18 protein-coding genes are annotated in these 17,930 nt (G+C 30.3%); all 18 read right to left on the minus strand.

Features of this window, described 5'->3' with window-relative positions; genetic code table 11:
• On the minus strand, nucleotides 1–4,272 hold a 4,272-nt coding region (locus BT997_RS15040), incomplete at its 3' end, for a VCBS domain-containing protein (RefSeq protein WP_143145218.1).
• A gap of 261 nt (nucleotides 4,273–4,533) precedes the next feature.
• Nucleotides 4,534–5,229, minus strand: coding sequence for a 5'-methylthioadenosine/adenosylhomocysteine nucleosidase (locus BT997_RS15045; RefSeq protein ID WP_072682751.1), 696 nt, complete (start codon nucleotides 5,227–5,229; stop codon nucleotides 4,534–4,536).
• Nucleotides 5,222–6,154 (minus strand): ACP S-malonyltransferase, encoded by a 933-nt coding sequence (gene fabD / locus BT997_RS15050; RefSeq protein WP_072682752.1) that lies wholly within the window; start codon nucleotides 6,152–6,154, stop codon nucleotides 5,222–5,224. Before fabD ends, BT997_RS15045 begins: the two co-directional genes overlap by 8 nt.
• A gap of 170 nt (nucleotides 6,155–6,324) precedes the next feature.
• Entirely contained in the window at nucleotides 6,325–6,864 is a 540-nt protein-coding gene (locus tag BT997_RS15055) for a peptidylprolyl isomerase (RefSeq protein ID WP_072682753.1), read from the minus strand.
• Nucleotides 6,865–6,888: 24 nt separating this feature from the next.
• Nucleotides 6,889–7,860: a tol-pal system YbgF family protein gene (locus tag BT997_RS15060; protein WP_072682754.1), complete on the minus strand. Its 972-nt coding sequence runs from the start codon at nucleotides 7,858–7,860 to the stop codon at nucleotides 6,889–6,891.
• Between the two features lie 3 nt (nucleotides 7,861–7,863).
• A complete protein-coding gene (locus tag BT997_RS15065) occupies nucleotides 7,864–8,418 on the minus strand; it encodes an OmpA family protein (RefSeq protein WP_072682755.1) in 555 nt (184 codons plus the stop codon).
• A gap of 78 nt (nucleotides 8,419–8,496) precedes the next feature.
• A complete protein-coding gene (locus BT997_RS15070; protein ID WP_072682756.1) occupies nucleotides 8,497–9,351 on the minus strand; it encodes a TIGR01777 family oxidoreductase in 855 nt (284 codons plus the stop codon).
• Nucleotides 9,352–9,452: 101 nt separating this feature from the next.
• Nucleotides 9,453–10,748, minus strand: coding sequence for a Tol-Pal system protein TolB (gene tolB / locus BT997_RS15075; RefSeq protein ID WP_072682757.1), 1,296 nt, complete (start codon nucleotides 10,746–10,748; stop codon nucleotides 9,453–9,455).
• A 3-nt stretch (nucleotides 10,749–10,751) separates the two neighbouring features.
• Complete coding sequence (locus BT997_RS15080; protein ID WP_072682758.1) at nucleotides 10,752–11,480, minus strand: TonB C-terminal domain-containing protein; 729 nt, start codon at nucleotides 11,478–11,480, stop codon at nucleotides 10,752–10,754.
• Nucleotides 11,481–11,482: 2 nt separating this feature from the next.
• A complete protein-coding gene (locus BT997_RS15085; RefSeq protein WP_072682759.1) occupies nucleotides 11,483–11,872 on the minus strand; it encodes a biopolymer transporter ExbD in 390 nt (129 codons plus the stop codon).
• A 2-nt stretch (nucleotides 11,873–11,874) separates the two neighbouring features.
• A complete protein-coding gene (locus BT997_RS15090; protein ID WP_072682760.1) occupies nucleotides 11,875–12,435 on the minus strand; it encodes a MotA/TolQ/ExbB proton channel family protein in 561 nt (186 codons plus the stop codon).
• Nucleotides 12,436–12,442: 7 nt separating this feature from the next.
• Nucleotides 12,443–12,820: an ATP synthase F1 subunit epsilon gene (gene atpC, locus BT997_RS15095; protein ID WP_072682761.1), complete on the minus strand. Its 378-nt coding sequence runs from the start codon at nucleotides 12,818–12,820 to the stop codon at nucleotides 12,443–12,445.
• A 14-nt stretch (nucleotides 12,821–12,834) separates the two neighbouring features.
• Complete coding sequence (atpD, locus tag BT997_RS15100; protein WP_072682762.1) at nucleotides 12,835–14,229, minus strand: F0F1 ATP synthase subunit beta; 1,395 nt, start codon at nucleotides 14,227–14,229, stop codon at nucleotides 12,835–12,837.
• A gap of 18 nt (nucleotides 14,230–14,247) precedes the next feature.
• Nucleotides 14,248–15,135 (minus strand): ATP synthase F1 subunit gamma, encoded by an 888-nt coding sequence (atpG, locus tag BT997_RS15105; RefSeq protein ID WP_072682763.1) that lies wholly within the window; start codon nucleotides 15,133–15,135, stop codon nucleotides 14,248–14,250.
• A gap of 10 nt (nucleotides 15,136–15,145) precedes the next feature.
• Nucleotides 15,146–16,663 (minus strand): F0F1 ATP synthase subunit alpha, encoded by a 1,518-nt coding sequence (gene atpA, locus BT997_RS15110; protein WP_072682764.1) that lies wholly within the window; start codon nucleotides 16,661–16,663, stop codon nucleotides 15,146–15,148.
• Between the two features lie 21 nt (nucleotides 16,664–16,684).
• The gene (locus BT997_RS15115) at nucleotides 16,685–17,215 is read right to left on the minus strand and encodes a F0F1 ATP synthase subunit delta (RefSeq protein ID WP_072682765.1); all 531 of its coding nucleotides are present in this window, start codon (nucleotides 17,213–17,215) and stop codon (nucleotides 16,685–16,687) included.
• On the minus strand, nucleotides 17,215–17,733 hold the full coding sequence (locus tag BT997_RS15120) for a F0F1 ATP synthase subunit B (protein ID WP_072682766.1): 519 nt from the start codon (nucleotides 17,731–17,733) through the stop codon (nucleotides 17,215–17,217). The genes BT997_RS15115 and BT997_RS15120 overlap by 1 nt, the downstream gene beginning before the upstream one ends.
• Nucleotides 17,734–17,747: 14 nt before the next feature.
• The coding region (locus tag BT997_RS15125; protein ID WP_174247258.1) for a hypothetical protein at nucleotides 17,748–17,930 on the minus strand (183 nt) is incomplete at its 5' end.

The raw sequence follows: 17,930 nt of genomic DNA on the forward strand, positions 1-17,930 counted from the left end.
AATTCCATAATCTGTATCATGTATAATCAATGTATCTAAAGTATCTATATCATAATCATTCGCTAATACATCGATTGTTAAATTAGTGTTTTCTTCTGTTTCTAACGGTGTTGATGGACTTGTAGTAATTGACTCTATTCTAAAATCGTCATTATTACCACTTGCAGTAATTTCTATTTTTTCAATATCTGTTCCAATAATTATAAATTTCTCAGTATCGAAAGTTCCATTTATAGTAGAACCATCTTTTAGATAAGCTACCCAACTTCCGTTATCATTTGAATCAAATCTTGTTAAATTAATTACTGCACTATTAAATACTTCATCAAATTTAAATACAATAGTATCATCTCTTAGGAAACCATCTATATCACTACTATCGATACTATGATTCTTAACTCCCCATGATCCTCCATTTGTTGAAACATTTGCACTATTATTTTCATTTCCATTATAATATGCAGATACTGTTACACCAGATAAGTTATTTATATCAAATGTAGTTGCAATATCATTTACTGCTATTGGCTTATCATTAGTACCTGTAACAATAATAGTAACAGTAGCAGTATTACTCACTGCAGCTGTTGGGTTTGAAGTATCTATTACATCATATGTAAATGTTACTTCTTGAGTCTCTCCTACTGCTAAATAATCAAAGTCATCTTCTGGATCAAACTCTAATGTTCCATCACCATTTAATGTGATACTTCCACCTGTTACAGGATTACCATTATCTAGTATTCCTGTTAATGTTGCTGTTGTATCAAAATTATTAATTGAAATCGTATCATTTTCATCTAAATCATAATCATTTGCTAATACATCAATTGTCAATGTATCATTTTCTAATGTTCCTATTGGTGTTATCATTTTTGTTATAATTGAATCTACATAATAATCATCAAATCCTCCAGCAACACCCATCTCTATTTTTACAATATCATCTCCAACAATATTAAAAGTCTCTTGATTTGTTGTACCACTTGATACAAGAGTTCCTGCAGAATTATATGCTTTCCAAGTTGCATCATCATTTGAACCCATAGAACTTAAATTTATCGTAGCATTATTAAATGCTTCATCAAATGTAAATACCATTTTTTCATCTGGTCCGTATCCATCAATCTGTGAACTATCAGATCTACTTGTTTTAATACCCCATTTATCACCATCAATAACATCTACACCTGTACTATTATTTCCTGAAAAGGCTGTTATTGTTACACCATTTGTATTATTTACATCAAATGAATTCATTACAACTATTTCACTATCATCTACTGCAACAGGAGTATCATTTGTTCCTGTTATTGTAATATTTACTGTTTGTGTTGTACTTGTATCATTTGCTGCACCTGAATCATCTTTTACTACTATATCATAGCTTAATGTAATTGTCTCTCCATTTGCTAAGAAATCTAGGTCTTGTGAAGTTGTAAAATCCCATGTCCCATTTCCTGTGGGAGCTGTACCATCTAATATACTTACACTAAATCCATCTATTAATGCATTTATATCTACTAAGTCTGCTATATCTGAATCTGCATCATCCCCTGACCAAGAAATATCTCCATTATATGTTGACTCTAATGTTAATATATCATTTACATCTAAATCACTAATTGCTATTGCACCACTTGTACTTAATGTTGCAGTTCCATCTCCTTCAATTAAAGTATTTGCTGCTTGTGCATCTATACTATCAATTTGTGGTTGGTCATTTGTTCCTATTACTGTAAATGTTACTGTTGCCCAATCACTTATTGATGCCTCATTATTGGCATCTCCTGTCTCTCCAAATCCTCTTTGATCATCTACTCTATATTGGAATGTTACTGTTGCAGTCTCACCTACTCCTAAATAATCAAACTCTGTTCCTGGGTTAAACTCTAAAGTTTTTTTATCAGCTGAAATCTCAACAGTACTATCACCTTGTGCTACAATTCCATAATCTGTATCATGTATAATCAATGTATCTAAAGTATCTATATCATAATCATTCGCTAATACATCGATTGTTAAATTAGTGTTTTCTTCTGTAACTAATAAGTCATTTGTTACTTCTACTGATTCTATTCTAAAATCTGTTTGTGTGAATGCAACATCATCATCTAGTGCTTTTACAAGTAAGGTATCAAAGAAGGTATCTATATTTAAAGTATCACTTCCTATTGATGTTCCACTTGATACTTCTACTCCATTTAGTAATGCTACATATTGAACTGTATCTGTTGAATCTATACCACTTAATTTCACTTCTGCTTTATTATATACAGCATCATATTCAAATCTTACTGATTCCTGTGCAAAGAAATTACCTTCAATATTATCTCCATCTCTCCATCTTGGCGTATTTACACCAAGACCATCAGATGTCTCTTCTACTGATACTTCATTTCCTCTAAAATCTATACCTATAATAGTTACTCCGATTGGTGACCAATTCTCACTATCTACTGTTAATACGCTTTGTTCTTCTTCTGGAAATTTACTATCATCTACTGCTATTGGTTGATCATTTGTTCCTGTTATTGTCACTGTTACTAATTGTGGTTCACTTTGAGATTGTTCATTTTGAGAATCTCCTACTGCTATTTCTCTATTATCTGTTGCTGTATAATAAAAGCTTACTGTTGCACTCTCTCCTAAAGCAAGAGCATTAAAGTCACCACTTATTGAAAATGTCCCTGTTAATGGTTCTATTGTTATTGGTGTTTCACTTAAAACTACTAATTCATTATCTACTGAAACTCCAAGCTCTTTTGACTCAAATAACTGATAAGTATGACTATCATTTGCATCCACATCTTTTACTGTTACTAAAGCACCTTCAAATGTATTTGTATTTAATCCATCTAATTCTTCATATACTACTGTATCATTATCATTTATATTTACTGCACTTACTTCTGGTTGATCATTTGTTCCTGTTATTGTCACTGTTACTGTTTTAGGCTCACTAATAGAATTCTCATTTGTAGTATCATCAGTACCTAAGTCACCTAAATAACCTAAACCATCATCAGCTACATAATCAAACTCAATTCTTACATTCTCACCTGATGCTAAATTATCAAATTTTGTACTAAAAATTGAAAACTCACCTGTTATTTCATTAATAGTTACAATTACATCCTCTGGACCTATTTCAACCACTGTTCCATCCGTAATTACTCTAATAGCTTCATAAGCTTCAATTTTATCAGAGGCTAAATGATAAGTTAATTCTGCACCATTATCAACATCTGTACCATTTAGATTATCAATTTCAAAATTTGTATTTACAAACTCTGTATCTTCACTATCAGTATTTAATAAACTTGATTCATAAACTAAACCATTATCTCTTTCTACTAAGATAGAGTCAGAAAGAAATTCTTCTTCAAATGCTTGAGGATTTTCTTCTGAAATAATATCTCCTGATAAAATTTCATTTATATTAAAAGACTCAACCACAGGCTGATCATTTAATCCATTTATATTAAGAGTGAAATCAAAGGCTGCAACCTCTCCTTCAATTTGAACTGTAAAAGTTTCTAAAATACTTTCAATATGATTTAAAGCTTGAATATCTTCATTTTCTTCAAATAAATCATAAGTCCATGAACCATCTTCTAAAAGTGTAAATACCCCATAGTCAGTTGTAGTTGTTAGAGGAATAAATTGTAAATCTGGATAATGAGGGTCTGTTGCAATAATAGTACCACGAAGAGTACCATCTTCACTTTGACCAAAATCCTCAGTTATTTCTGCAGTGATATCTCCACTAAATGTTACATCATATGCAAACGTAGGGTCAGCATTAGGTCCAAGAGCAGCATTAGCAAGACCTGCAATTCTTGCTCCACTATCATCACTATCTGTTGCTCCTAAAGTTCCAGTACCATCTGGATTACCTGTTTGTTCTGAAGATAAACTTTCTTCACCTGCAGCAGCAGCTTCTAGATCATCAATAGTTGTCATTGATACAACTTTTTCTGTTCCTTCAAATACTTCAAAAACTGGTAGTTCAGTATTATTTGTTAAAAGAATTTCATTTAATCCTTTTAATATTATAAAAATATCATTACCTTCTGAATCAGTAAATGAGATTTTTACATCAGAATTATTTTCTAAGATTTCTATATTTTGATTATATTTAACGCCATTTTCTACAGAGATTTTTAATGAATCTACTCCATCTAAAACTAAATCACCATTTTCATTTTTAGATAGAGTATTTAAATCAATTATCTTTCCACCATTTTGTATTATAATTCCCTCATACATAATAGACTCCTAATTTTTTTATATTTACATTTTATAAAAGAAATGTGTTAAATTTATCAAAAATGATATGTTTTACATACAAGTTTCAAAATAAAACTCAAATAAGACTTTTACATTTCTAATAATTAGATTTAGTAAAAATTAAAGAATATTTATTAACTTATATTTAAAATAATAAATACTCTTTATAAAATAAAAAGATTAAAGATTTTGATTTAAAAAATACTTGTAATTTAATTATAATTACAAGTATTTCAGATTTTATTTATTTAGTTTATCAACTATCTTGATAAGATAATCAGCAGAATTTTTAGCAGAAGATTTTAGAAATTCATCAAAATCAAATCCTGCATCCATATCAGCAGTATCTGAAATTGCTCTTAAAATGAAAAATGGAACATTTAAAGCATCACAAATAACTGCAACACTTGCCCCTTCCATCTCTAAAGCGTCAGCTTGGAAAGTAGACTCTATAAATTCTTTTCTTTCATTTGAATGAACAAATTGATCTCCAGTTGCAATAGTACCTTCCAAAACTTGAATACCATTTTCAGTTGCAGCATCAAAGGCTATATTTCTAAGTTCAGCAGATGTTTCAACAAATACAGCACCTTCAGGTACAAAACCATGAGGGTGTCCAAATGCTGTAATATCTAAATCATGTTGACAAAGTTTATTTGCTATTATTAAATCGCCAATTTTAAGAGTAGGATTAATTCCACCTGCTACTCCAGAAAAAAGAAGAGCATCACAAGCAAACTTTTCAATTAATGTAGTTGCAGTTAAACTAGCAAATACTTTTCCTATTTTTGAATATGCAACAACTATGTCTAAACCGTTATAAGTTAATTCATAATATTTATTCTTTGCATACTCTGTTACTTTTACATTCTCAAAATGAGCTAAAAGAGGCTCAATTTCCTCTTGCATAGCTCCCATAATTGCTAGTTTAGTCATTTAACTCACCTAAAACTTTTTCTAATGAAGCCAAATCACTTACATTGATAGTAGGAGTTCCTTTGCAAATTTTTCTATTTAATCCTTTTAAAACTATTCCATTTCCAAATTCAACAAAAGTATCAATTTTTTCTGCATTTGCTGCAATAGATTGTTTATATTTAACAGGATTTGTTAGTTGAGATGCCAATAATTCAATCGCTTCATCTTTTGTAGAATATGCTTCAGCAGAAACATTTGATATTACAGGAGAAAATTCATCTTTTAAATATTCTTCTAAATATGGTCTTAAATTTTCTACTGCACTTGTTAGTAGTTCACAATGTGATGCAACAGACATATCAAGAACAATTGCTCTTTTTGCCCCTGCTTCTTTAAAGGTGTCAACTAAAGATTCCAAATCAGTTTTAATTCCAGCAAGTACTAATTGTCCATCCATATTATAATTTGCTGGCCAAACTTGCTTTCCTGCAGATCTTTGTTCTTCACAAATAGACTCAACTACATCATCAGACATGCCAACTAAAGCCATCATTCCAGCTCCTCCTCCTGCACAAGCTTCATTCATAAATAATCCACGTCTATGTACAAGTTCAACAGCATCAAGATAATCTAATGCTCCAGCTGCTACTAAAGCAGAAAACTCTCCTAAGGAGTGTCCTAAAACAAATTCAGGTACAAGTTCACATTTCTCTTTAAAAATTGCATTTGCAATAGAACTAACAAGTAGAATTGCAGGTTGAGTAAACTCAGTCTTTCCTAAATTATCATTTTCTTCAAATAAAAGCTCTTCAAAGTTAATATTTAATCTTTTGCTAGCATTAGATATCATCTCTTTTGCAATATCATTATTTTCGAAAAAATCTTTACCCATACCAACAGATTGACTTCCTTGACCTGGAAAAATAAAAGCTACTTTTTTCATATTTTTTAACCTTTTATAAAGTTTGTTTTAATTTTTGAGCAATATTATACTCTTTTTTTATAGTGTTTAAAATAAAAAAGCCCAAGAGTATAAACTCTTGGGCTTTTGTTTTTTTGTTATTGTAGATATTAAATATAATATTTAATTAATATATTTTCGCAACCTGCGAACTAATGACTACAACCACAACCACCATGAGATTGTTGAGCATCTGCTGGGTTTTCAGAACCACAACATCCACCACCCATAGCAGCCATTCCACCTACAACACCAGTCTGAATTTCTTCTTCTGTTGCATCTCTAAGTGATAAAATAGTTACTGAAAACATTAAAGTTTTACCAGCCATTGGATGATTATAATCAATTGTTACTTCTTCATCAGTAAATGATTTAACATTAACTTGTACTGTTTCACCTTGCTCACCTGTACCATATAAAGTCATACCTTCTGTTAATTCAATACCAGCAAATTGCTCTTTTGGTAAAACTTGAACTGCTTCTTCTGAAAATTCTCCATATGCTTCTGCTGGTTCAACCATAACATCTGCTGATTCATTAGCAGACATTTCTATTAATTTAGACTCTAAACCTGGAATAATTTGACCTTTTCCAGAGATAAATTCTAATGGCGCTCCACCAACGTTCGAATCTAGTTGTTCACCAGTATTCGCGTCTTTTAAATTGTATTCTATACCAATTACTTTTGACATTTTCTTCCTTTTTAAATTTTATATTTATTGTATATTTGATAAGTTTTTTGTGGCTGTTTTTGCTTCTTTCGAATCTGGATAGATATCAATTAAAGAAGAATAAAAATTCGCCGCATTACTAAAATCTTTTGTTTTTTCAAAAGATATTGCACTATGAAGTAAAAGCTTTGGCATATATGAAGCTTTATCATAAAGCATTGCCGAAGTTTTAAAATGAGTTATAGCATCATCATACTTTTTTCTGTAATACCAAATCTCACCTAAATAGTAATTGTTCGTTGCAGGTTTATAATTTGCAGTTATTAACTCCTCAAACATAGGAATAGCTTTTGAAAAATAATCCTTCTTGAATAACCTTATTGCTTCATCCATCATCGACTTCTTATCAGTTGAGGATGATATCTTTTTTGTTTTAGTTTTTTTTGTAGTTTTTATACTAGTTTTTGCACCTAAAGATTTTCTTAGTGCATCAAATTCAGCTCTAGTAATAAACTGATTCATATTTGATTTAAACTCTTTATCTGAAATATAAGTCTTGTTGATTGTATTTGTTGTTCTAGAAAGTTTTGCAATTGCACTTTTAAGAGTTGCAATACTTTTGGCAAATTCTTCTTGCATAGTAAGCATTTGAGAAGTTACACTTTTTAAATCTTCAATATCTGTTGAATGCTTTTCAGTTAGTGTTGAATTTTCTTCAACTTTTTTTATAATTTCGTTTATCTTTAAAACTGATTCATTTAATTTTTGAGAATCACCTTCATAAATTGATTCTAAACCATCAATTCTTTCATTTATTGATTCAAGCGTATATTTAACATCTTTAACTTTTGAATCTATATTTCCTAAAGTTTTTTTATTCTTTAAAATATTTTTTTCTGCTGAACTTAAGCCATATGGGTTTTTTGAGTCTAAATTACCAGCACCAAAAGCTGACACCTCATTGGCGTAGCTTAAAGTACTAGTTAATATTAGAGTAGATAGAAGTATTTTGTTCATATATTATTTTACTAGTTTATGCTCAGATCTTCTATTCTTTTGCCAACAAGATGCATTCTTGTCTGTACAAACAGGATTACTTTCACCGAAACTTACTACTGTAACAGCTGACGATGCAATACCTTCCATAACTAAACTATCTTTTACAACTTTTGCTCTTTTTAATCCTAAAGCGTAGTTATATTCATCAGTACCCCATTCATCACAGTTACCTTCAACTTTAATTGTTGTACCTGATTGAACACCAGATAATTTCATTGCATTAGATTTTGCAATTGCTTTTGTATCAGCATTTAAACTATATTTATCAAATCCAAAGTAAATATTTTCAATGAATTCTTTTTTACCATTAATCATATAATAGTATCCATTTTCAGCACTTTCTACTAGTGCATCATTAACCATTTCATTTTGAATATTTGAATTGTCAATGTTATTTAACATAGTTTCAGAGTTTTTAGGAGTAGTCTCTGGCTGAGATACTTCAACTTCTTTTTGGCTACAACCAGTAAATAATACCGCCGCAACTAAAAAAGTGTAAATGCTTAATTTTTTCATAGTTAGTTTCCTTATAAAAATTTTCATCGATTTTACTAAATCTAAGCTTAATGGCTAATTACAAAAGATTTTGTACCCCTAATTACATAAATCATTTATAGCCGCTTCAATTGTATTAAACTTAAATTTAAATCCATTTTCCAATAGTCTCTTAGGTCTTACACATTGCCCATCTGTTAGCACTTTGGCACCTTCACTAAAAATCATTTTTAATACGAATTCCGGTACAGGAAAAATTGTAGGTCGAGATAACGCTTTTCCTATAGTTTTTGTTAAAGTTGAGTTTGTTGTAGATTTAGGAGATGTTAAATTAAAAATACCATCTAGATTTTCATTTTCATAAATGAACATATATGCATTTAACAAATCATCTAAATGAATAAAAGAAAAATCTTGTTTTCCATTTCCGATTATACCACCTAAGCCAAGTTTGAAAGGAGTTAGCATCTTAGCTAAAGCTCCTCCTTTTCCTAATACAATTCCAAATCTAAAAATCACAGTTCTTATATCTAACTCTTTTGCTTTTAAAGCCTCATTTTCCCAAGTTTTGCAAAGTTTTCCTAAAAAATCTTCTTCGTAATCAAAATTTTCTTCATCATAACATTTAAGATTTTTATAAATTCCAACTGCAGATGTAGAAATAAAAAGCTCAGGCTTTTCCTCAGCATTATGCATAGCTTCAATTAAAGCTTGAGTAGTATCAATTCTACTTGCTATTAATATTTTTTTATAGGATTCACTCCATCTATTTATAATATTTGCCCCTGCAAGATTTATTACAATATCTGAAGATGAAATAATAGAAGTTAATTTTTGCATATCCTTTAAATCACTTCTAGATATACCTATAACTTTAAATCCTATTGATTCAAATAAATTTTTAAGATTAGTTCCAACAAAACCTGATGAACCAGTTATAGATACAACTTTCATAAAACTCCTTTGAATCTTTATTTCTTATTATATTAAATTTTGCATGATTTATAGTTAAAAAATAATTAATATATAGACTTTTAAAAGTCTATATATAATATTTACCAATCAATAGATTGAATCTTTCCATTTTTTAGTGGAAATAAAAAAGATTTAGAATGATTAAGTCTAATAATTCCAATAGAACTTCTATCTTTATTATTTTTTAAGAAAATCACAGATTCACCATCCCGTGAAAATTTTGGGAATTGATTACTTCCATTAGAAGTTAGTCTTTTAAGAAAATCACTTTTAGTAGACATTAAATATAAATTAAATGTATATGTACCAAATTCATTATCTCTATCTCTACTTGTATAAATTACAAAATCTTTATGAGTAGTAGCAGAAGAATTATTTCTTCCATGATAAACTAATCTTTCAACTCCCCTACTTCCAAGTTTTTTTGAGAAAATATTTGGATATTTTAATCTATCAGAAACAAATACAATTTTTGAATCATTTTCTACAAAATGAGCTCCAACATCAATACCTTTATATGTTGTTAATCTAATTTTCGATTTTTTTCTAATATCATAAAGATAAATATCCGGTTGATAATTAGGAGAAGCTGTTATTAAAAGTTTTTTCCCATCGGCACTAATATCTGAAGCAACAAGCATACCTTCACTTGTCATTATCGTTTCTCTTTTTCTAGTATAAATATTAGTTTTAATTAAAGTAGGAATACCTTTATCATATGTAGTGTAATAAAAACTCTCTTGTTTTTTATCCGCCCATTTTGGGAATATATTTAATCCACCTTTAATGATTTTTCTTTGAAAAGTTAATGTATAGTCAGCAATTATAATATCTGCTTTTTTTGCACCTTGATATTGAGAAAAAATAACAAACTTATCCATCCAGTCAATGGGAGGAGCTTTTAAATGTTTATTAATTGAAATCGCAACCCTATGGGCTAAAAATGGATATCTTTCTTCACTTGAAGTAGTAAAAGTTCTATTAAAAACAAGTTGTTTAGAATTTATATCATACAGTTTTACCATAACAGAATAACCACCAAAACCACTAACACTGGAATTTATATTTAAAAATAAGTCTGTACCTTTATTTGATAAAGATAACATATTTGGTCTTGAATTATAGTCTACGCTTAGTGCAGAATTAAGAACATCAAAATGACCACTAACCTTTAAATCTTTTGCAACCATATCTTTTATTTTAGATGTAAGTGATTTTTTCATTGCACTTGGAGCTACACCAATTTCAATTTTTGGTAATGTACTTGATTTTTTTACAATATCTATTTCAGCATCTGCTGCAAATGAAAAATTTGTTAAGACAAGTATTAAAACTAATAACTTGTAAACAAATAGATTTTTACTTTGTTTTATCATTTATTAACCTTCTGATTTAAAGTTTATAATAATATCTACTTTTGTGTTAATTTTATGTGTAGGAAATATTTCATTCTTTTGAGATTCTAAAAACTCTTTTAATGATTCATCAAATCTTTCATCTTTTGAATACTTTACTATTCGGTAATCAAAATTTCCATCATTGGTAATTATTACAAGAACTCTTACTACTAATCCCTCTTCTAGTAATCTAGGATTCCATCTTTCCCAAAGTAATTGTTTAATTTTTGAAAAATACTCATGTTTTTCACCTTTACCACTTGCCGCAGTTTTAGGCATATTTGTAGTTGTTTTTACATCATTCAAAAGTTTTGATACAGATGAGTTATCTGTTTTTTTCTGCTTTTGGAATTTTGATTTAAATCTACTAGGATCAATAGATTCTCTAACAGTATTTGTTTCTTTTTCAACAACTTTTCTAGCTTTTGTTTTTACTTTTGCAAATAGAGATTTAGCATTTACTGATTTTTGTTTATTTGATTTAGAAGTAGATTTTTTTACAATTTCTTGTTTTTTTTGAATTGTTTTCTTTGAAACTCTACGTTTATCAGATTTTGTTGAAATTAATTCCAGTTCTAAAACAGTGGTTTTTGCAGAATCATATTTTTTTGCTTCTGGAGCATTTATATAAATCAAAAAAGATGCACAAATAGCTAGATAAATGCTAACAGATATAAAACCTGAAAGATAAAAATAATCTTTTCTTTGCATAATTATCCATCTGTTATAAGTGCTACTTTATAAAAACCAGCCTCTTTTACTGATTTTAATACATGCATAATATCATCATATATTAAAGTTTTTTCTGCTCTTATATGTATAGGAGTTTTTCTATCTTTTTCTTTTGCATATAAAACAAAGTTATCTGCAAAATTATTAAGTTCATATTTCTTTTTATTAACTCTTACTATTCTATCTTTTGTAATTAAAATATCTATTTTTTTTACTGCTTGTATTTGTTGAGAAGCACTTCCTTTTGGAAGATTAATAGGTTCTTCAAATTCAATTACAGGAGCAGTTACCATTAATATCGCTAAAAGTACAAGCATAATATCAACTAAAGGCGTAATATTTAAATCAGGTTTTTGATTATAATCAAACATACCTACCCTTTAGCTATTAAAATTTCTGATTGTGCCTTTAAATATATATTTAATTCGTAAACTTTTCTTGTCAAAATTTGATGAAAAGTATAAGCGAATATAGCTACAAAAATACCAGCTGCAGTTGCAACTAAAGCTTCAGAAATAGCTGGAGCAATAACAGAAAAACCAACTTTAGAATGAGATGAAAACTTTGCAAATGATTCTAAAATACCAACAACAGTACCAAAAAGTCCAATAAATGGAGAAGTTGATGCAATAATTGATAACCAAGATATACCAACACTAGCTTCTTTTATAATATTTAATTCACAAGCGTGTAAAATCTCTTTTGTATTAGCATTATTTGCACATTTATGTAATGCAGATAAAGGACTAATAGAAGCATTTCTTGCAGTTAACGAATCTAAAGATTTTTTTTCATTGAAAATAGAAGATTTTAAAGATAAATATCTATAAATAAATATCCAAAAAACTAATAAGAAGTAAAATGACAGCGACAATAACACTAAAAGTGTTATTGCACTACCACTGCCTAAATAATTTAAAGCTGTATCAATCATTTCGTTTTTATGCGAATGAGTTGATTTTAGCTTCTACTGCTGCTAAAGATACATTTGCATCTTTTACAGAGTTTACTAAATCTTTTGCAGCATCAATATTTTTAGCAATTTCTGAGTTTTCACCAGAAGTAAGAGCTACTGCTCCATCTACTAAAACATCTACAGAACTTTCAGAAACTTTTACATGTCCCCAGTTAATAGCTACTGCTTCAGTTGAGTCTGCTTTTTCTATAATAATTACGCCAACAGTTAATGATGATACTAAAGATGCGTGTCCTGGAAGAACACCAAACTCTCCCTCTTTACCAGGAAGAGTTACAGTTTTAACGTCATCATTAAAAATTTGACCATTTGGTGCAACTATCGATAATTTCATTGTATCCATAAAGTCGCCTTTAATTATTTCATTCCCTCAGCTTTAGCTAGAGCTTCATCAATTCCACCAACCATATAGAATGCCATTTCAGGAATATCATCATACTTACCATCTAAGATTCCTTTGAATCCAGCAATAGTATCATTTAATTCAACGTATTTACCAGGAGAACCTGTAAATACTTCTGCAACGAAGAATGGTTGAGATAAGAATCTCTCAATTTTTCTAGCTCTAACAACTACCAACTTATCTTCTTCTGATAACTCATCCATACCAAGAATTGCAATAATATCTTGTAAATCTTTGTATTTTTGAAGTACAGACTGAACACCTCTTGCAACAGAGTAATGCTCTTCACCTAAAATATCAGCACTTAAAATTCTTGAAGAAGAATCTAGTGGATCAACCGCAGGATAAATACCTTTTTCAGCAATTTTTCTGTTAAGTACTGTTGTAGCATCTAAGTGAGCAAAAACAGAAGCAGGAGCTGGATCTGTTAAGTCATCCGCTGGTACATATACAGCTTGAACAGAAGTAATTGAACCTTTATTAGTTGAAGTAATTCTCTCTTGTAATTTACCCATTTCAGAAGCAAGTGTTGGTTGGTAACCAACTGCAGATGGAATTCTTCCTAATAATGCTGACATTTCAGAACCTGATTGTGCAAATCTAAAGATGTTATCAACGAACATTAATACATCTAGACCTTGTTCATCTCTGAAGTACTCAGCCATTGTAAGACCTGTTAATGCAATTCTATTTCTTGCACCTGGAGGCTCAGACATTTGACCATAACATAATGCAACTTTATCAAGTACGTTAGAGTCTTTCATTTCGTAGTAAAGGTCATTACCTTCTCTTGTTCTCTCACCAACACCGGCAAATACTGAGTATCCTGAGTGTTTGAAAGCAACGTTATGGATTAATTCCATAATAATAACTGTTTTACCAACACCGGCACCACCGAATAGTCCAACTTTACCACCTTTTGAATATGGTGCTAAAAGGTCAACTACTTTGATACCTGTTTCAAACATTTCTGTTTTTGTAGATTGCTCTTCAAAAGAAGGTGCAGATCTGTGGATTGACCACTTTGGAGTATCTGCTGGAATTGCTTCACCTTCATCAACTGGGTCACCAATTACGTTAAAAATTCTTCCTAGTACAGCTTCACCAACTGGTACTTGAATTGGTCCTCCAGTTGCGTTACATTCTTGACCTCTTGTTAAACCTTCAGTCATGTCCATTGCAATAGTTCTTACTCTACTATCACCAATGTGTGCAGCAACTTCTAATACTAATCTGTCAGCGTTAGCGTCCGCTAATACTACATCAATAGCTTCATTAATTTCTGGTAGGTATCCGTCGAATTCTACATCAACAACAGGACCCATTACCTGAATAACTTTACCTTTCATACGCGATGCTCCTTTTTATTATTTTAATGCTTCAACACCACTGATAATTTCTATCAGCTCTGTTGTAATTGCAGCTTGTCTAGCTTTGTTATATTCTACTGTTAAACTATTTACTTTTTCTTTTGCATTTTTAGTTGCAGCATCCATTGCTTGCATTCTAGCTGAATGTTCAGCTGCTAAAGAATCGATTAAAGAATAATACATATTGAAATCAATATATTTATTCGTTAATTCAGTTAATACTTCTTCGTCATCATCTGGTTCAATTTCTAACATTGAAGTTTCATTTTCTGTAACTTCAACATCTTCTAAACTAATTGGTAACAATTCTCTAACTCTAATTTCTTGAGTTAACATGTTTAAAAATCCATTATAAACTAAAATTACTTTATCAGTAGTCCCAGTTTGGAAATCTTCAACAACTTCTTTAATAAAATCAGCTGCTCTATCATACTCAGGTGCAGAAGATAAATCAGAAACAGATTGCTCTAAATCAACATTTTGAAAGTTAAAGTAATCAACACCTTTTCTTCCAGCTGCTCTATATCTTACATTTACACCTTTAGCTTCATAGTCTTCAACTAATTTACTAACTGTTTTAATTGTTGCCATATTAAAACCACCACAAAGACCTTTGTCAGCAGTTACAAAAACAATATCAACTGTTTTTGGATTATCATTTTGAAGGAATGCTTTATTAGTATTTCCTCCATCTTGAATTTTGCTAACTCTATTTGCTATTTCAGAAAGTACTTCATTAATCTTCTTTGCATAACTTCTAGCTTGTTCAGACAATTGTCTAGTTCTAGTAAGTTTTGCAGAAGATACTAGCTTCATAGCATTAGTAGTCTTCTGTGTGTTTTTAACACTTCCGATTTTTAATTTAATCTCTTTTAAGTTAGCCATAGACTAATCCTTATTTTGCACTAAAAACAGTTTTGAACTCTTCTAATGCAGCTTTTAATGCTGTTTCTGTTTCATCATCTAATTTTTTCTTAGATTTAATTGAATCAAGAATATTTGTATACTTTTGCTCAATAAATGCATGTAATTCAGCTTCAAACTTAACAACATCTTCAACAGCTACATCTTCTAAATAACCTTTTGTACCAGCATAAATAACAACAACTTGTTTTTCAATTACTAATGGAGCATTAACACCTTGCTTAAGCACTTCAACCATTCTTTGACCAAGTTCTAACTCTTTTCTTGTACTTTCGTCAAGATCAGATGCGAACTGTGCGAATGCTTCAAGTTCTCTAAATTGTGCAAGTGATAATTTTAATGTACCAGCAACTTGTTTAGTTGCTTTAATTTGTGCAGCACCACCAACTCTTGATACTGAAAGACCTACATTAATAGCTGGTCTAATACCTGAGTTAAAAAGGTTAGTTTCTAGGAAGATTTGACCATCTGTAATAGAAATAACGTTTGTTGGAATATATGCAGCAACATCTCCCGCTTGAGTTTCAATAATAGGTAAAGCAGTCATTGATCCAGCACCTAAGGCATCAGATAATTTTGCAGCTCTTTCTAATAATCTCGAGTGTAGGTAGAATACATCCCCTGGGAATGCTTCTCGACCTGGAGGTCTTCTTAATAATAATGACATTTCTCTATATGCAACGGCATGTTTTGTTAAATCATCATAAACGATTAAAACGTGCTTACCATTATCTCTAAAATACTCACCAATTGTAACACCAGTATATGGAGCTAAAAACTGTAATGCAGAAGAATCTGCAGCACCAGCATTAACAACAACTGTGTAATCCATTGCACCAGCTTCTTCTAATGTTCTAACAACAGAAGCAACATTTGATGCTTTTTGACCGATTGCAACATAAATACAAATTACATCTTCAGTCTTTTGGTTAAGAATTGTATCGATAGCAACAGTAGTTTTACCAGTTTGTCTATCTCCAATAATAAGCTCTCTTTGACCACGACCTATTGGAACAAGTGCATCAATTGCTTTGATACCAGTTTGTAATGGTTCATGAACAGATTTTCTAGCCATGATTCCAGGTGCTTTTTCTTCAACAAATCTTGATTCAGCTGCTTCAATAGCACCTTTACCATCAATTGCTTCACCTAAACCATTAACAACTCTACCAACCATTGCTTCACCAACTGGAGTCTCTAAAAGTTTACCAAGTCTTTTACAAGAAGTTCCTTCTCTAAGACCTTCTCCTTTACCAAGTACAACTACACCAACTGTAGATTCTTCTAAGTTTGAAGCAAGACCTTTTTCGCCATTTTCAAATTCAACAATCTCACCAGCCATAACATTTTTTAGACCGTAAACTTGAGCAATACCATCTGCGTAAGAGATGATTTTACCAGTTTCGTTAACATCTACATTTAATTCAAAGTTATCAATTCTTTCTTTTATGATCGAACTGATTTCATCAGCTTGAATTTTTGCACCCATTCAATTTCTCCTTTGTAAGTTCTAAACTGCTTTTAAAATATGATTAATCATTTGTGATTTAAGTCTTTCTTTCGAGAATGAAATCTCAACTCCAAGACTATCAATATCAACTTTGATACCATCATAATCACAAACATTTTGTGATAGTGATAACTTAACATCAAACTTTTTACTAAATTGATCTTCAATTGAAGATACATATTTAGCAGTTAGTTTTTTGTTTGTGTATACTACACCCGTATAAGTATTGTTCATTCTAGATATTTGACCATCTAATTCTTTTACCATTGCAGGGATTAAATCAAGTCTCTTGTTTGTCCCAAGTAATTTAATTAAATTTTTTAAGTCATCTCCGCATTTATCTATAAATGAAATAACTAAATTTTCTTTATCATTACTATTAACTTCAGATGAAGAAATAATTGAGATAAACTTCTCTTCTTTAAAAGCAGAAGCAATAGTTTTTAAATCATCATAAATAGCTGTAGCAGATTTAACATCTCTACCATCTAATAATGCTTTTACATATCTTTTTGCTATTAAATCGTTCATTATGCAACCTTCTTAACTACAATATTTACTAACTCATCTTGAGTTAATGAAACGTTGTCAGAACTTAATAACTCATCAAGAATTTCAGAAACAATTTGTCTCTTCCCTTTTGACATTTCAACTTTGATTTTATCATCAAAGCCTTTATCTAAGTTTGCGATTTCAGCATCTACTGCATCAGCAACTCTTTGTTTAACTGAATCAATATCACCTTTTGCAGTTTCAACAATTTCAGCTGCAAGAGTTTTCGCTTCTTCTAATTTTTTAGCAGCATCATCAACTTTATCTTTTGAAGCTTTTAAAGTATCTTCTACTTTATCAAGTTCAGCTTGAATAGAAGCCGTTCTGTCTGCGAAATATGCTTTAATTTTATCAGCAAGTAAATACCATAAAATTCCAGCAAAGATTATAAAGTTAACGGTTCTTTGAACTATATCATAGTTTGTTTCCGCACCTTCACTACTAGCAAATAACCCCAGTGGAGCCAAAGCTAATCCAAGTATTAATAATTTTTTCAACTCTAACCTCCCTATTAAATTGAGCTAATCTTAGCTTTTAAGCTCTCATTAAATTGAGGCATTGCAGCTACTAATGATTCTTTTAAAGCTTGTGTTTCTTTCTCTAAGTCTTTTGTAAACTTAAGCGATTTAGCTTCTAGTTCTTCTTTAGCATTTGCAAGTTTAGCATCAGCTATCTCTTTTGCTTCTGTGTATGC

The organism is Arcobacter sp. LA11, assembly GCF_001895145.1.
GTDB lineage: Bacteria > Campylobacterota > Campylobacteria > Campylobacterales > Arcobacteraceae > Halarcobacter.

Bases quoted from the DNA above. Each gene is read 5' to 3' on its own strand.
- BT997_RS15045 (WP_072682751.1), bottom strand. From the start codon at position 5,229: ATGACTAAACTAGCAATTATGGGAGCTATGCAAGAGGAAATTGAGCCT.
- fabD (WP_072682752.1), bottom strand. From the start codon at position 6,154: ATGAAAAAAGTAGCTTTTATTTTTCCAGGTCAAGGAAGTCAATCTGTT.
- BT997_RS15055 (WP_072682753.1), bottom strand. From the start codon at position 6,864: ATGTCAAAAGTAATTGGTATAGAATACAATTTAAAAGACGCGAATACT.
- BT997_RS15060 (WP_072682754.1), bottom strand. From the start codon at position 7,860: ATGAACAAAATACTTCTATCTACTCTAATATTAACTAGTACTTTAAGC.
- BT997_RS15065 (WP_072682755.1), bottom strand. From the start codon at position 8,418: ATGAAAAAATTAAGCATTTACACTTTTTTAGTTGCGGCGGTATTATTT.
- BT997_RS15070 (WP_072682756.1), bottom strand. From the start codon at position 9,351: ATGAAAGTTGTATCTATAACTGGTTCATCAGGTTTTGTTGGAACTAAT.
- tolB (WP_072682757.1), bottom strand. From the start codon at position 10,748: ATGATAAAACAAAGTAAAAATCTATTTGTTTACAAGTTATTAGTTTTA.
- BT997_RS15080 (WP_072682758.1), bottom strand. From the start codon at position 11,480: ATGCAAAGAAAAGATTATTTTTATCTTTCAGGTTTTATATCTGTTAGC.
- BT997_RS15085 (WP_072682759.1), bottom strand. From the start codon at position 11,872: ATGTTTGATTATAATCAAAAACCTGATTTAAATATTACGCCTTTAGTT.
- BT997_RS15090 (WP_072682760.1), bottom strand. From the start codon at position 12,435: ATGATTGATACAGCTTTAAATTATTTAGGCAGTGGTAGTGCAATAACA.
- atpC (WP_072682761.1), bottom strand. From the start codon at position 12,820: ATGGATACAATGAAATTATCGATAGTTGCACCAAATGGTCAAATTTTT.
- atpD (WP_072682762.1), bottom strand. From the start codon at position 14,229: ATGAAAGGTAAAGTTATTCAGGTAATGGGTCCTGTTGTTGATGTAGAA.
- atpG (WP_072682763.1), bottom strand. From the start codon at position 15,135: ATGGCTAACTTAAAAGAGATTAAATTAAAAATCGGAAGTGTTAAAAAC.
- atpA (WP_072682764.1), bottom strand. From the start codon at position 16,663: ATGGGTGCAAAAATTCAAGCTGATGAAATCAGTTCGATCATAAAAGAA.
- BT997_RS15115 (WP_072682765.1), bottom strand. From the start codon at position 17,215: ATGAACGATTTAATAGCAAAAAGATATGTAAAAGCATTATTAGATGGT.